Origin of the sequence: Agrococcus versicolor (genome assembly GCF_039531815.1) — a bacterium.
Classification (GTDB): Bacteria; Actinomycetota; Actinomycetes; order Actinomycetales; family Microbacteriaceae; genus Agrococcus; species Agrococcus versicolor.
Window position 1 is genome coordinate 87,298 of record NZ_BAAAQT010000006.1, and the last position, 13,421, is coordinate 100,718.

Annotated in this window: 12 protein-coding genes; 9 read left to right on the top strand and 3 right to left on the bottom strand. The window is 72.7% G+C overall.

Annotated elements, in window-relative coordinates; all coding sequences use genetic code 11:
* The first annotated feature begins 20 nt into the window (after positions 1-20).
* The 4 genes from secE to rplA all read left to right on the top strand — a co-directional run bounded on the left by secE (position 21) and on the right by rplA (position 2,289).
* On the top strand, positions 21-308 hold the full coding sequence (gene secE, locus ABD249_RS08755; protein ID WP_344342693.1) for a preprotein translocase subunit SecE: 288 nt from the start codon (positions 21-23) through the stop codon (positions 306-308).
* A gap of 1 nt (position 309) precedes the next feature.
* The gene (gene nusG / locus ABD249_RS08760; protein WP_425546325.1) at positions 310-1,026 is read left to right on the top strand and encodes a transcription termination/antitermination protein NusG; all 717 of its coding nucleotides are present in this window, start codon (positions 310-312) and stop codon (positions 1,024-1,026) included.
* 59 nt (positions 1,027-1,085) lie between these two features.
* Positions 1,086-1,517 (top strand): 50S ribosomal protein L11, encoded by a 432-nt coding sequence (gene rplK, locus ABD249_RS08765; RefSeq protein WP_344342696.1) that lies wholly within the window; start codon positions 1,086-1,088, stop codon positions 1,515-1,517.
* Between the two features lie 82 nt (positions 1,518-1,599).
* Entirely contained in the window at positions 1,600-2,289 is a 690-nt protein-coding gene (gene rplA, locus ABD249_RS08770; RefSeq protein ID WP_344342698.1) for a 50S ribosomal protein L1, read from the top strand.
* Between the two features lie 129 nt (positions 2,290-2,418).
* Here the strand turns inward: rplA and ABD249_RS08775 are convergent, their stop codons facing one another.
* Positions 2,419-3,384 carry an NADP-dependent oxidoreductase gene (locus tag ABD249_RS08775; RefSeq protein WP_344342699.1) on the bottom strand — a complete coding sequence of 322 codons (966 nt, stop codon included), beginning with the start codon at positions 3,382-3,384 and terminating at the stop codon, positions 2,419-2,421.
* Between the two features lie 67 nt (positions 3,385-3,451).
* Here ABD249_RS08775 and ABD249_RS08780 point away from each other — a divergent pair, with 67 nt between their 5' ends.
* Complete coding sequence (locus tag ABD249_RS08780; protein WP_344342701.1) at positions 3,452-4,138, top strand: DUF998 domain-containing protein; 687 nt, start codon at positions 3,452-3,454, stop codon at positions 4,136-4,138.
* Between the two features lie 7 nt (positions 4,139-4,145).
* Here the strand turns inward: ABD249_RS08780 and ABD249_RS08785 are convergent, their stop codons facing one another.
* Both ABD249_RS08785 and ABD249_RS08790 read right to left on the bottom strand, forming a co-directional pair.
* Positions 4,146-4,886 carry an alpha/beta fold hydrolase gene (locus ABD249_RS08785; RefSeq protein WP_344342702.1) on the bottom strand — a complete coding sequence of 247 codons (741 nt, stop codon included), beginning with the start codon at positions 4,884-4,886 and terminating at the stop codon, positions 4,146-4,148.
* Between the two features lie 28 nt (positions 4,887-4,914).
* Positions 4,915-5,517 carry a YqaJ viral recombinase family protein gene (locus ABD249_RS08790; protein WP_344342703.1) on the bottom strand — a complete coding sequence of 201 codons (603 nt, stop codon included), beginning with the start codon at positions 5,515-5,517 and terminating at the stop codon, positions 4,915-4,917.
* 188 nt (positions 5,518-5,705) lie between these two features.
* Here ABD249_RS08790 and ABD249_RS08795 point away from each other — a divergent pair, with 188 nt between their 5' ends.
* The 4 genes from ABD249_RS08795 to ABD249_RS08810 all read left to right on the top strand — a co-directional run bounded on the left by ABD249_RS08795 (position 5,706) and on the right by ABD249_RS08810 (position 13,258).
* Positions 5,706-6,449 carry a response regulator transcription factor gene (locus ABD249_RS08795; RefSeq protein ID WP_344342705.1) on the top strand — a complete coding sequence of 248 codons (744 nt, stop codon included), beginning with the start codon at positions 5,706-5,708 and terminating at the stop codon, positions 6,447-6,449.
* Positions 6,446-7,978, top strand: a complete 1,533-nt coding sequence (locus tag ABD249_RS08800; RefSeq protein ID WP_344342706.1) for a sensor histidine kinase — start codon at positions 6,446-6,448, stop codon at positions 7,976-7,978. The genes ABD249_RS08795 and ABD249_RS08800 overlap by 4 nt, the downstream gene beginning before the upstream one ends.
* A gap of 170 nt (positions 7,979-8,148) precedes the next feature.
* Entirely contained in the window at positions 8,149-11,334 is a 3,186-nt protein-coding gene (locus tag ABD249_RS08805) for an Ig-like domain-containing protein (RefSeq protein WP_344342708.1), read from the top strand.
* Between the two features lie 295 nt (positions 11,335-11,629).
* On the top strand, positions 11,630-13,258 hold the full coding sequence (locus tag ABD249_RS08810; protein WP_344342709.1) for a hypothetical protein: 1,629 nt from the start codon (positions 11,630-11,632) through the stop codon (positions 13,256-13,258).
* Positions 13,259-13,421 lie beyond the last annotated feature (163 nt).

Genomic DNA, 13,421 nt, shown 5'->3' on the forward strand with positions numbered 1-13,421 from the left:
GTGGAAGAAGAAGGGTCCCCGTGGCACAGAACGCGATCGACGAGCAGCGCCCGTCGACCAAGCGCCCGCGCCGAGCCAACCCCTTCGCAGCGATCGGCCGCTTCTTCGGTGGCATCGTCCTGTTCCTCAAGCAGGTCATGGACGAGCTGCGGAAGGTCGTGACGCCGACGTGGCGCGAGCTGCTGAGCTACACGCTCGTCGTGCTGGTGTTCGTCGTCATCATGATGGCGCTCGTCACGGGGTTCGACCAGGTCTTCGGCCGCGTCGTCCGGTGGATCTTCGCCGGCGTCTCGCCGCTCGAGGCCTGACCTGGGACCAGTGGGGGAGAGCAACGCAATGAGTGACGCCAACGACATCGACCGCGACCTGCAGACGGCGCTCGACGACATCTCGTCGAAGCCGGCCGAGGCCGAGGAGCCGCAGGCGGATCCGTACGCCGACTTCAAGCGCGAGCTGCGCATGCGTCCTGGCAAGTGGTTCGTCATCCACTCGTACGCCGGCTACGAGAAGAAGGTCAAGGCGAACATCGCCAGCCGCGCCGAGAACATGCAGGTCGAGGGGATCTACGAGATCCAGGTCCCGACCGAGGACGTGCTCGAGGTGAAGAACGGCGTGGGCAAGCGCGTCAACCGCGTCCGCGTCCCCGGCTACGTGCTCGTGCGCATGGACCTCGACGAGGACACCTGGTCGGTCGTCCGCCACACGCCCGGCGTGACCGGCTTCGTCGGCAACGCCCACAACCCGGCACCGCTGCGCTTCAACGAGGCGTTCACGATGCTGAAGCCGATCGCCGACGCCGAGCTCGCCGAGCAGCAGCAGGGCGCCCCGCAGCAGGAGCGCACCGTCGTCACCGACGTCGACTACGAGGTCGGCGAGACCATCACGATCACCGAGGGCTCGTTCGCGGGCTTCCCCGGCACGATCTCGGAGATCCAGCCCGCCTCGGGCAAGCTCACCGTGCTCGTGAGCCTCTTCGAGCGCGAGACGCCCGTCGAGCTCGGGTTCGGACAGGTCACCAAGCTCTAGCCCCCGCGAGGGCTGGGATGCCGGCCCGAGTGCCGGCGAGAAGACAAGAAGGAAGAGACATGGCACCCAAGAAGAAGGTCACGGGCCTGATCAAGCTCCAGATCTCGGCCGGCGCCGCGAACCCCGCGCCCCCGGTCGGTCCGGCGCTCGGCCAGCATGGCGTGAACATCATGGAGTTCTGCAAGGCGTACAACGCCGCGACGGAGAACCAGCGCGGCAACGTCATCCCGGTCGAGATCACCGTCTACGAGGACCGCTCGTTCGACTTCGTGCTCAAGACCCCGCCGGCTGCGGAGCTCATCAAGAAGGCTGCAGGAGTCAAGAAGGGCTCCGGCGTCCCGCACACCGAGAAGGTCGGCAAGATCAGCGACGCACAGGTCGCCGAGATCGCCGAGCAGAAGATGGCGGACCTCAACGCGAACGACCTCGACGGCGCGAAGCTCATCATCGCGGGCACCGCCCGTTCGATGGGCATCACGGTCGAGGGCTGAGCACAGCAGCACATCCGGGGCGCGAGCCCCATCAGTGGGAGCGCCTGCCAGGCGCGCACCGCGAACTCTGAAGGAGAATCACATGGCACAGAAGTCCAAGGCGTACCGCGCCGCGGCGGCGCGGCTCGAGGCCGACCGCTTCTACACCCCGGAGGAGGCCGTCGCGCTCGCACGCGAGTCGGGCTCCACCAAGACCGACTCCACCGTCGAGGTGGCGCTCAAGCTCGGCGTCGACCCCCGCAAGGCCGACCAGATGGTCCGTGGCACCGTGTCTCTTCCCCACGGCACCGGCAAGACGCAGCGCGTCATCGTGTTCGCACAGGGTGCAGCCGCGCAGGCCGCGCTCGACGCGGGCGCCGACGAGGTGGGCTCGGACGAGCTCATCGAGAAGGTGGCCGCCGGCTACACGTCGTTCGACGCCGCCGTCGCGAGCCCCGAGCTCATGGGCAAGGTCGGCCGACTGGGCAAGGTCCTCGGCCCCCGTGGCCTCATGCCGAACCCCCGCACGGGCACCGTCACGCCCGACGTGGCGAAGGCTGTGACCGACATCAAGGGCGGCCGCATCGAGTTCCGCGTCGACAAGCACGCCAACGTGCACTTCGTCGTGGGCAAGGCCTCGTTCTCGCAGGAGCAGCTCAACGAGAACATCCGCGCCGCGCTCGACGAGATCGTGCGCCTCAAGCCGTCGTCCTCGAAGGGCCGCTACGTGCAGAAGGCGTCCGTCTCGACGACCTTCGGCCCCGGCATCCCCGTGGACGTCGCGACCGTCTGACGCCTCCGCGTCGCATGAAGGGCCCCGCCGCACGGCGGGGCCCTTCGTCGTCTCCGCCGCATCCACGCCCCAGCGCGGCGCGAGGTGCGCATGGCGCGCGACGCGCCGCTCAGGCGTGGATCCGGCGGGCTAGCGCATGCGCAGGACGACGGCGCCTCGAGCGCGCCCGCTCTCGACGCGCGCGAAGGCGTCGGCCGCCGCGCCGAGCGGATGGATCGAGTCGACGCGCACGCGGATGTCACCCGCGTCGATGAGCCGACCGACGATGCCGAGGTTGGCCCCGTCCGGCTCGACGCGCAGGCTCGTCGAGCGCATGCCGGCCGCCGCGCAGTCCGCGGCGGCGCCGGGCCATGAGCCCGTGGGCACGCCGACGTGGAGGCCGCCGGGGCGCAGCGCCGCGAGCGACCGCGCGCCCCACGCGCCGACCACGTCGCCCGCGAGGTCGATGACGACGTCGACCTTCTGCATCGAGTCCGCGAACCCCCGCCCGTCGTGGTCGACGACCTCGTCGGCGCCGAGCTCGCGCAGCAGGTCGATGCTCGCCTCCGGCGCCGTCGCGACGACCCGAGCGCCGAAGTACCGCGCGAGCTGCACCGCGAAGTGGCCGGCGCCGCTCGCTCCGCCGTGCACGAGGATGCGCTGCCCACCATGGGCTCGAGCCACGCGCACGACGGCGTCCCACGCGGCGAGCGCCGCGAGCGGCACCGCCGCCGCCTCCTCCCACGTGAGCGAGGCGGGCTTGCGTGCGAGGCACAGCGACGACACCGCCACCCGCTCGGCGAACGAGCCCCAGCCGCGGGCGGGGTTCGCGACGCCGAACACCGCATCGCCCGGCTGCAGCTCGTGCAGCTCGTAGGCGGCCTCGGCGACGGTGCCCGCGAGGTCGTGCCCGCCGACCCAGGGGAAGCCCTGGATGCCGACGGCGTCGCCCGCCCCTGCGCGCATCGCCGCGTCGACGGGCTCGACGCCTGCGGCGCGCACGTCGACGAGCACCTCCGACGAGAGCCGCATGGGCGCGTCCACCTCGCCCACCCGCGCGGGGCCGGGCTGACCGTGCTCGTCGAGGAGCACCGCGCGCATGCGTCCCGACTCCATGCGGCGAACCTATCCGCGGGATGTGACGGCGGCGTCTCGGACGTGTTGCGATCGCTAGCCTGGCTGCATGCCCCGACCGCGCGCCGCTCGATCCGATCGCGTCGTCGGCGCGCTCGCGGTGCTGGCGCTCGTGGCCGGGGCCGTCATCATCGGCACGCAGCGCGCACGCTACGAGCGCTTCCTCTACATCTCCGAGCTCGGCGCCGTGTACATGCGCAGCGAGGAGTGGTTCCGCTGGGGCTTCGTGCTCGTCGTCGTCGGCATCGCGCTCGTCGCCTGGGTCGTGCGCGACGTGCGATCTCGCGGGCGCGTGCTCGACCGGTGGCGACCCGCCCTCTCGCTGCTCGCCTCGGCCGCGTGGTTCCTCGTCGCCTCGCAGGTCAACTGCACCGACGGCTGCCCCGCGCCGTTCACGCGCGACGCGACGGCGCGCGACGCGATCCACATCGCCGCCGCCGTGCTCGGCTTCGCCGCCGGCGCGTGGGCGATGCTGCAGCTCGCGACGGCGACCGATCGGTGGATGCGGCGCATCTCCGCGATCGGCGGCGTGCTCGTCGCCGGCACGGCCGCCGCAGGCGGCCTCATCTCGCTCGCGCGCGGCAACACCGACGTCGGGTCGACGCTCGAGTACGTCGCGGCGGCGATCGGCGTGGCATGGCTCGTGACGGTCACGGCCGTGCACGTCTGGCAGGGGCCCGCGACGCTCGTCGTCGAGGGCGCCGAGCGGGAGCGCGAGCCCGCCGCCGTCGGCTGACGCGTCGTCAGAGCCCGGTCAGGAACGAGCCGAGCTGCTCGCGGTACCAGGCCATGACGGCCGGGGCGCCGTCGTCGCGCGCGGGGGAGACGAGCAGTCGGCACCTCAGGCCCGCCGCCCACTCCTCCGCGACGTGCAGCGGATGCACGGGGTCGCGCGGGCTCGCGAGCACGACCGTCGGGGCGCGGAGCGTGCCGAGCTCGCCGTGCCGGTAGGCGGGGTCGCGCGGGATCTCGAGCAGGCGTGCACGGCGCTCCCACGCGAGCGGCTGCGTCACCTGCATCTCGAGCGCCTCGGCGCCGACGGGGGAGAGGCTGCGGATCGCGTCGTACGAGCCGGAGGCGCGGAGCGCCGGCAGGGCCCGGCGCGGCCCGTGCCGCTCGAGCAGCTCGGCGATCACCGGGAAGACCGCGAGGTTGGCCGGCATGGCCTCGTGCGTGAACGACGGGCGCAGGAACGCGACCCGGTCGATGCGGAATCGGCCGGACAGCGCGATCCGCAGCCCGATCGCCGCACCCATCGAGACGCCGACGATCGCGACGGGCGAGCCGTCGTGCTCGGCCGCGAGGGCATCCGCGCACTCGGCGGCGAGCGCCTCGAGCGCGAAGTCGTCGCCCTCGCCGAGCAGGGTGCTCGCGCCGTGCGCGCGCACGTCGGGGGCGACGACGTGGCTGCGCAGCCCGTCGGGCAGGGAGCGCAGGATGCTCGCACGCGAGCCGCCGAGGCCGTGCAGCGCCAGGATGGTCACGCTCGGCCCCAGCCCACCGCGCGAGGCCTCACGCCGCGAGCAGCTCGAGCAGCCGGTCGGCGGTCGCGACGAGGCGGGCGATCTCGGCATCGTCGCGCTCGACCCACTGGAACCGCGGCGGGCCGACGGGCACGTACTCGTCGTGCTGCTCCCAGACGAAGAGCGTGCGCTCGGCGCCGAGCACGTGCTGCTGCCACCACATCTGCCGCAGGTACGGGCGGGGGATGCGCGTGAGGTCCTTCGTCGTCGTCTTGATCTCGGCGAGCACGCGGCCGTGGTCGTCGACGCCGTCGGGCGTCGCGAGGTGCCTGCGGTCGACGCTCGCGTGGAAGAGGGCGTCCGACGGGGCGATCGAGAAGTGGTCGGCGACCCAGCGAGCGATGTGCGGCTCGCGCATGCGGCCGTGCTGCGTCGCGGCGTTGCCGCTGAACCAGGGCCCGCGGCCCTGCTTCTCGAGCACGACGGCGGCGATCGAGCGCTCGGAGGCCATGCGTGCGGCGTCGGTCGCCGTGACGCCCTGCGCGCGGGCGCGCAGCCACGCGATGCGGTCGCTCGAGCGGCAGAGGATGCGGTCGCGATGCGACACCGTGCGGGGGGCCTCCTCGAAGAGGCTCAGCACGGTGTGTTCCATGCGTCCATCGTCCCACCCACCGCGGACGTCGGCGCGCGGCCGCGCCGTCGGCGCGGCGCGGCGACGTCGCCTCGCCGCCTCCCGCGCAGGCTCGGCGCAGCGACCGAGCAGCGCGCATCCGATCCGCATAGGAACGGCATAGAGTAGGACATGCCCACCGCATAGGCACCTCTGGCTGGATGGAGAGCATGATGGACACCGCTCAGCAGCAGCTCCGGGCGCAGCCGCGCCTCACGAGGCCCGATGGCTCGCCCATCCGCGTCCTCGTCGTCGACGACGAGCAGAGCCTCGCCGACCTCGTCGCCATGGGTCTCAAGTACGAGGGCTGGGAGATCAAGACCGCGGCCAACGGCCAGCAGGCGCTCCAGGCCGTGCGCGAGTTCCGTCCCGACGCCGTCGTGCTCGACATCATGCTCCCCGACTTCGACGGCCTCACGGTGCTGCAGCGCATGCGCTCCGCGGGCTTCGACGTGCCGGTGCTCTTCCTCACCGCGAAGGACTCGCTCGACGACCGCGTCGCAGGCCTCACGGCCGGCGGCGACGACTACGTCACGAAGCCCTTCGGCCTCGAGGAGGTCGTGGCTCGCCTGCGCGGCCTCATCCGCCGCACCGCCACGACCGCCGAGGAGTCGAGCGTGCTCTGGGTCGGCGACCTCATGATGGACGAGGACTCCTACGAGGTGCAGCGCGGCGGCACGCCCGTCGAGCTCACCGCCACCGAGTTCGAGCTCCTGCGGTACCTCATGCGCAACCCGCGCCGCGTGCTCTCGAAGGCGCAGATCCTCGACCGCGTGTGGTCGTACGACTTCGGCGGCCGCGCGAGCGTCGTCGAGCTCTACATCTCGTACCTGCGCAAGAAGATCGACACGCTCGGCCCGTCCATGATCCACACGGTTCGCGGCGTCGGATACCAGCTGCGCGCAGCGTCGTGATCGCCGGGCCGGCGCAGACGGCTCCGGATGCGCCGGTCGCACGCACGCGCGTCACCTCGCGCTGGTCGCTGCGGCGACGACTGCTCGTCGCGGTCGTCGCCGCCTTCGTGCTCCTGACGTCGTGCATCGCCCTCGCGAGCGTCATCGCGATGCGCGGCGTGCTCACCAACCAGCTCGACGACCAGATCAAGGGTTCGATGCGGGCGGTGCTGCTGAGCTACGTCATCTCGAACGGCGACGTGCCCGGCGCCCAGGCGAGCCCCGAGTCCGGGCAGCTGTACGCCGGCACGAGCTTCGTCTTCGTGCGCGACGGCGAGGCCGTGAGCGCCGGCACGCTCGCCGACGTCGTGCCGGACACCATCTCGGACGACAACGTCGAGCGGCTCATGGAGGCGGCCACGGTCGGGTCGTGCCAGACCGTCGCGCTCACGGGCGGCATGGGCGACCAGCGCGTCTGCGCCTACGTGGCCGTCGCGCAGAACGGCCAGGAGCTCGGCACCCTGCTCGTGAGCCTGCCGCTGCGCGGCACCTACCAGACCCTCCTCGCGCTCTCCTTCGTCATCGCGGTATCGGTGTTCGTCGCCGCGCTCGCCCTGGTCGCGCTCGGCGACGTCCTCATCCGCCGAGCCCTGCGACCGCTCACGAGCGTCATCGCCACGACCGAGCGCATCTCGCAGCTGCCGCTCGACGCCGGCGAGGTGCAGCTGTCGAACCGCGTCGTCATCGTCGACCCCGCATCCGAGGTCGGGCGCGTGAGCGAGAGCGTCAACCGCATGCTCGAGCACATCGAGTCGTCGCTCGAGGCGCGCGCGGCCTCCGAGCGCAAGGTGCGGCAGTTCGTGGCCGACGCGTCGCACGAGCTGCGCACGCCCCTCGCCGCCGTGCAGGGCTACGCCGAGATCACCCGCAAGCACGACGCGTCCCTCTCGGACGACGCACGCGAGTCGCTCGGTCGCATCGAGGCGGCCGCGCACCGGATGTCGGCGCTCGTCAACGACCTGCTGCTGCTCGCGCGGCTCGACGAGGGCACCGAGATCGACCGCGGCGAGGTCGACCTCTCGCTGCTGCTCATCGACGCCGTCGCCGACGCCCAGGCGGCCGGCCCCGAGCATCCCATCGCGCTCGAGCTGCCCGGCGAGCCCATCGAGGTCGTGGGCGACCTCATGCGCCTGCAGCAGGTCGTCGCGAACCTGCTCGCGAACGCACGCATCCACACCCCGCCCGGCACGCACGTCGAGGCGCGCCTCGCGACCGATGACGCCGAGGCGGTGCTCGAGGTGGCCGACGACGGCCCCGGCGTGCCCGAGGAGCTGCAGGCGACGCTCTTCGAGCGCTTCGTGCGCGGCGATGCGTCGCGATCCCGTGCTGCAGGCTCGAGCGGGCTCGGCCTCGCGATCGTGCGCGCGATCCTCACGGCGCACGGCGGGTCGATCGCGATGCGCAGCCAGCCGGGGGAGACCGTCTTCACGATCCGGCTGCCGCTCGTGGCGGCCGAGGCCGAGACGGCCACCCCGTCCGAGCAGGGCTGACGACGCCCCGACGCGCCGTCCCCCGCTCGGGGGGCGAACAGTGCTGAGATCCGCTCAGTTCTGAGATAGGCTCACTGCATCCGGGCCACGACGCGCCGGCATCTGCGGTCCAGCCATTCGTGGCGCTCGGGCCGCGCCCGGAGCGGCTCGGCCGCATGAAGAGGTGGACCGTGCGTCGGACCCTGCATCGAGCGGCCGCGGCCGCGCTCACGGCGGCCCTCGCCCTCGGCGGCGTCGTCGCCGTCGGCATCGCACCCGCGACTGCGGCACCGCTGTCGTTCAGCGGGCAGGTCGGTCCGACCGATCCGCAGGTCGGGAACGTGTGCGAGACGCAGGCCCTCAGCCACTCGTCCACGCAGCAGTTCAGCGTCTCGGCCCCCGGCGTCTACACGGCCACCATGACGGCGATGAGCTCCGGCGACCTGATGTACTCGCTCATGGCAGGCAGCAGCAGCTGCCTCGCGTTCAACGACGACACGAACGATCTCCGCCCTGCGGTCGAGGCGACGCTGCAGCCAGGGGTGCTGTATCGACTCATCGTCACCAACTACCTCGCGGGCTCGACCGCGACGACCACCTGGACGACGGCCATGGACGGTCCCGGGACGATCGTCCTGGGCGCAGGACCCGCCGTCACGATCGCCCAGGCGGCCGGTCAGCTCGACCCGTCGACGTCGTCGCCCGTCCGCTTCCAGGTGGACTTCTCGGAGCCCGTCTCCGGGTTCGACGCCTCCGACGTCATCCTCAGCGGTCCGACGGGCTCGACGGCCATCGTCGCCGGGGGCCCCTCGTCGTACGTCGTCGAGGTGTCGGGCATGCAGTCCTCCGGTCGGGTCGGCATCGCCGTCGCGGTGGGTGCGGCGTCCTCGTCGGCGACGGGCCTCGCGACCCTGACGCCGACCGTGGTCGATGCGTCCGTGGTCTACGCCCCGCCGTCGGCGGTGACCGTGCAGCAGTCCTCGGGCCAGGCCGACGCGGCGTCGACCCTCCCCGTCTCCTTCGACGTGCGGTTCGCCGAGGCCGTCACGGGCTTCGTCGCCGGCGACGTCCTGGTGTCCGGCACCGCGGGCGGCGGCGCCGTGACCGTGACCGGCTCGGGCACCTCCTACGTCGTGAGCGTCGCGGGCGCGCAGCGGCCCGGCAGCATCGAGGTCGCGATCCCCGCGAACGTCGCGCAGACGGCGTTCGGCGGCGGCACCCTCGAGGCGACGTCGACGGATCGCTCGGTCACCTTCCTGCCGAACGCGCCCGTCGCTACGATCGCGCCGATCGCCACCACGACGGCCTCCCTGCCCGCGCGGTTCTCGGTCGAGTTCGACGGTCCCGTCGAGGGCTTCGACGCGCAGGACGTGCTGCTCGGCGGCACGGCCGCGCCCGCGGGCGTCACCGTCTCCGGCTCGGGCGCGAGCTACGCCGTCGACGTGACGGACGCCGCCGCCGCGGGCACGATCACGGCGCAGGTGCGCGCGATCGCGGCGAGCCGCTTCAGCCTGACGAACGCAGCGTCCGGCGTCGCGACCGCGACCTTCGCGCCGCCGCGCCCGACCGTGACGATCGAGCAGGCACCGACGCAGGACGACCCGACGACGACGCCCGTGGCCGACTTCGCCATCGAGCTCTCCGAGGAGGTCACGGGCCTCAGCGCCTCCGACTTCGTGGTCGGCGGCACCGCCGGCGCGACCGAGGTCACGCTCGAGGGCTCCGGCTCGTCGTACGTCGCGACCGTCGCAGGCGTCGTGCGACCCGGCACCATCACGCTCGCCCTGCCCGAGGGCGCGGCGACGAGCCGCTTCCAGGAGACGAGCCTCGCCGCGACCTCGGTCGACGGGAGCGTCGACTTCCAGCCCCTCGCGCCCACGGTCGTCGCGACGGTGCCCGATGGGCAGGCCTCCCCGACCACCTCGAGCACCGTGACCTTCCAGCTCGCGTTCTCGGAGCCCGTCATCGGCCTCGGCGTCGAGGACCTCGTCGTCGACGGGGAGGTCGGCGGCCGTGCCTCCGTGCTGAGCGAGGACGGCGGGCTGACGTACACCGTGACGTTCACGAACCTCGAGCGTGCAGGAGACCTCACGATCTCGCTGCGCGCAGGTGCCGTCGAGAACGCCTACGGGGTCGCCAACGCGGCGTCGAACGACGTCACCGTCACCTTCGCGCCCGTTCGTCCCACCGTCACGGTCGAGCAGTCGCCCGCGCAGGCGGATGCCGCCGAGGTCGACGGCTTCGTGTTCGACGTCGTGCTCTCGATGCCCGTCTCCGATCTCGAGGAGTCCGACCTCGTCATCGGCGGGACCGCGGGTGCCACGACCGTCGAGCTCGTGGGCGATGGCACCTCGTACGTCGCGACCGTGCGCGGTGCCGTCCGCCCGGGCACCGTGACGCTCTCGCTGCCCGAGGGTGCGGCGACCGGCGCCTTCGAGACGGCGAGCCTCGCGTCGACGTCGGTCGACGCCGAGGTGACGTTCGCGCCGCCGGCGCCGACGGCCACGGTGGAGCAGGGTGCCGAGCAGGAGGATCCGACGTCGCTCGGGTTCGTCGTCTTCGACGTGACCTTCTCGCACGACGTGACGGGTCTCGATGCAGCCGACCTCGTGGTCGGCGGCACCGCGGGTGCGACCTCGGCATCGCTCGAGGGCTCCGGCTCGAGCTACCGCGTCTCGGTCTTCGACATGACGAGCCCGGGCACGGTCACGGTCGCGCTCGGCGCGGGTGCCGCGGTCGACCGCTACGGGCTCGAGAGCCTCGCAGCGACGTCGGCGGATGCGTCGGTCGAGTTCGCGCCGTCGGCGCCGACGGCGACCATCACGCGCGACGCCGCGCAGCCCGCCGTCACGAGCACGCAGCCGTTCGTCTTCGACGTCGAGTTCTCGGCACCCGTCTCCGGCCTCGACGTCGACGACGTCATCGTCGTGGGCGACACCGGCGCCTCCGTCGTCGAGGTGTCGGCGGCCGGCACGCCGCAGTCGAGCGGCGACGCGGCCACCGCGCTCGACGTCGTCGCTGCGGACGAGCTGCTGTACGACTGGACCGTGCGGGTCTCGGGGGCGACGTCGTACGGCACGGTCTCCATCGCCATCCGCGAGGACGCGGTCCTGAGCGGCTACGGCGTCGCGAACGAGGCGATCGAGGCCTCGGTCGACGGCACGGTGCTCTACGCACCCGCGGTCGTCGCGCCGACGCCGGTGGCGCCCGCCCCGGTCGCTCCGGCTCCCGCGGCGCCCGCGCCCATCGCGCCTGCCCCGGCGGCGGTGCACGGCTCGCTCCCGCAGACCGGCGCCGACGTGAGCTGGCTGCTGCTCGCCGCGGCGATGCTGCTGCTCGCGGCAGGCGCTGGAGCGCGCAGGGCCGCGCGCCGCTGACGACGCGACGGTCGTGCAGGAGCGAGGCGCTCACCGCCTCGCTCCTGTCGGCCGTGCATCGCACCGCGGCCTCACATGCCGTGCGGAGCCTGGATCGCACCCGGCACGGATCGCCGCGAGCAGCGGCCCGGGCCGCGTGCACCGTCCCGGATCCCTCGGCCGGCTCGTCCGCAGGCGCTGCGCCCGGAGTGAGACTTGCTCGACACCCAGCGTCCCCATATGCTCCTGCTAGGCCGACCGTGTCGGCGGCGCACGTCGATCCCTCGTGCGCGACCCCTGACTCTGAGGCGATGCCATGCCCCGTCCCCTTCGCCGCGCGCTGTCCGCCGGCCTCGTCACCCTCCTCGCGACCGCGGGGGTGGTCGGCCTCGGAGCATCCGTGGCGCAGGCCGACTCCGGTCAGGTCTTCAGCGGCACGCTGCAGGCCGGCGACCCGACCTGGGACCGCGCGTGCTCCGGTCCGCGCGATGTGCCTCAGCGCGAGCTCTACTACGACACGCTGACCTTCACGGTGCCCGAGACCGCCGTGTACGGCATCGACATGGACGCGCACTCCCTCGTCGGCGCGACCGACGTCGACACGTCGACGGACGGCTACTTCTACCTGTTCCCGGGCACGTTCGACCCGGCGAGCTTCTCGTGCATCACCTCGGACGACGACAGCTCCGGGAGCCTGCGGCCCCGCATCGTCGCCGAGCTGGCTGCCGGCACGACCTACACGCTGGTCACCACCCAGTTCAGCAACCCGGCCGACGCCTCCGTCTACTCGTACTCCGGGTCCATCCGCGGTCCCCTGCAGTCGGTCGAGCTGACGCTCGACGGCGGGGGCCAGGACGCCACGATCGCGCAGGGCGAGACCGTGCGGCTCACGGCGACCTTCTCGGCGCCGGTCACGGGCTTCGACGCCTCGGACCTGGGCCTCGGCGATGCGGCAGCAGACGCGGTCGTCACGGGATCGGGCGCGCAGTACGCCATCGCCTTCACACCCACCGGGTTCGGCGACTTCGACATCGCGATCCCGTATGGAGCGGCGCTGACCGCGGGCGGGTCGACGCACACGGAGTCCGAGGAGATCGACGTCGACGTCCTGCAGGCGGACCCGACCCCGACCATCACGCCCGTCGGCGGTGGCACGGTGACCGACGAGCCCGCCATCTTCGACGTCGTCTTCACGGAGCCCGTCATCGGTCTCGAGGCCTCCGACGTCATCCTCGGCGGCACGGCCGGCGCGACGGGCGTCGAGCTCACGGGCGAGGGTGCGCAGTACCGCATCACCGTCACCGACTTCGCGCAGCTCGGCACCATCGAGGTCTCGCTGCCCGCCGAGGCGGCCACGGCGGTCCGCGTCGTCGAGGGCGGCGAGGGCGAGCCGCAGGAGATCCTGGTGCCCAGCGTCGCCTCGAACGTCGCGACGATCTCGTACGAGCTCGTCATCGCCTCGCCTCCCCGCGTGACGGTGGAGCAGGCGGCCGACCAGGTCGACCCGACCACCACGCTGCCCGCGGCCTTCGTCGTGACGTTCTCCGAGCCGATCGACGACTTCGTCGCTGCCGACGTCGTGCTGGGCGGCACCGCGGGCTCCACGACCGTCACGGTCGAGGCGCTGCCGGGCGACGCCCCGAACACGCTCTACCGGGTGCTCGTGACCGACGCGGCCCAGGCGGGCACCATCACGGCGTCGGTCGCCGCGAGCTCGGTCGTCGACATCGATGGCACCGGCAACCTCGCGTCGACCTCGGTCGACAACGTCGTCACCTACGCGCCGGTCGTCGCGCCGGCGCCGACCGCGCCGCCGGTCGCGGGTGCGGGTGGCACGCTGCCCGAGACGGGTGCGGAGCCCGGCGTGCTGCTCGCGCTCGCCGCGATGCTGCTCGTCGCCGTGGGCGCGGTGGCCGCACGCCGCAGCGCACGCGTCACGCGCTGACCCGACGCAGCATGCGAGCCGGTCCCCGAGTTGCGGGGGCCGGCTCGCTGCGTCTAGCATGAGGCGATACCGAAGACCGCTGGTCATCGGCGTGCGCCCCCGGGTGCATGTCGGCGAAGGTGACTCCGACAGGACGTCCGGCCCGCGCAGGTGCAGAACCCCA

Excerpts from the sequence above, each read along its gene's own strand:
- rplK (WP_344342696.1), top strand. The coding sequence starts at position 1,086 with ATGGCACCCAAGAAGAAGGTCACGGGCCTGATCAAGCTCCAGATCTCG.
- rplA (WP_344342698.1), top strand. The coding sequence starts at position 1,600 with ATGGCACAGAAGTCCAAGGCGTACCGCGCCGCGGCGGCGCGGCTCGAG.
- ABD249_RS08775 (WP_344342699.1), bottom strand. The coding sequence starts at position 3,384 with ATGGAGTCGGGACGCATGCGCGCGGTGCTCCTCGACGAGCACGGTCAG.
- ABD249_RS08780 (WP_344342701.1), top strand. The coding sequence starts at position 3,452 with ATGCCCCGACCGCGCGCCGCTCGATCCGATCGCGTCGTCGGCGCGCTC.
- ABD249_RS08790 (WP_344342703.1), bottom strand. The coding sequence starts at position 5,517 with ATGGAACACACCGTGCTGAGCCTCTTCGAGGAGGCCCCCCGCACGGTG.
- ABD249_RS08795 (WP_344342705.1), top strand. The coding sequence starts at position 5,706 with ATGATGGACACCGCTCAGCAGCAGCTCCGGGCGCAGCCGCGCCTCACG.
- ABD249_RS08810 (WP_344342709.1), top strand. The coding sequence starts at position 11,630 with ATGCCCCGTCCCCTTCGCCGCGCGCTGTCCGCCGGCCTCGTCACCCTC.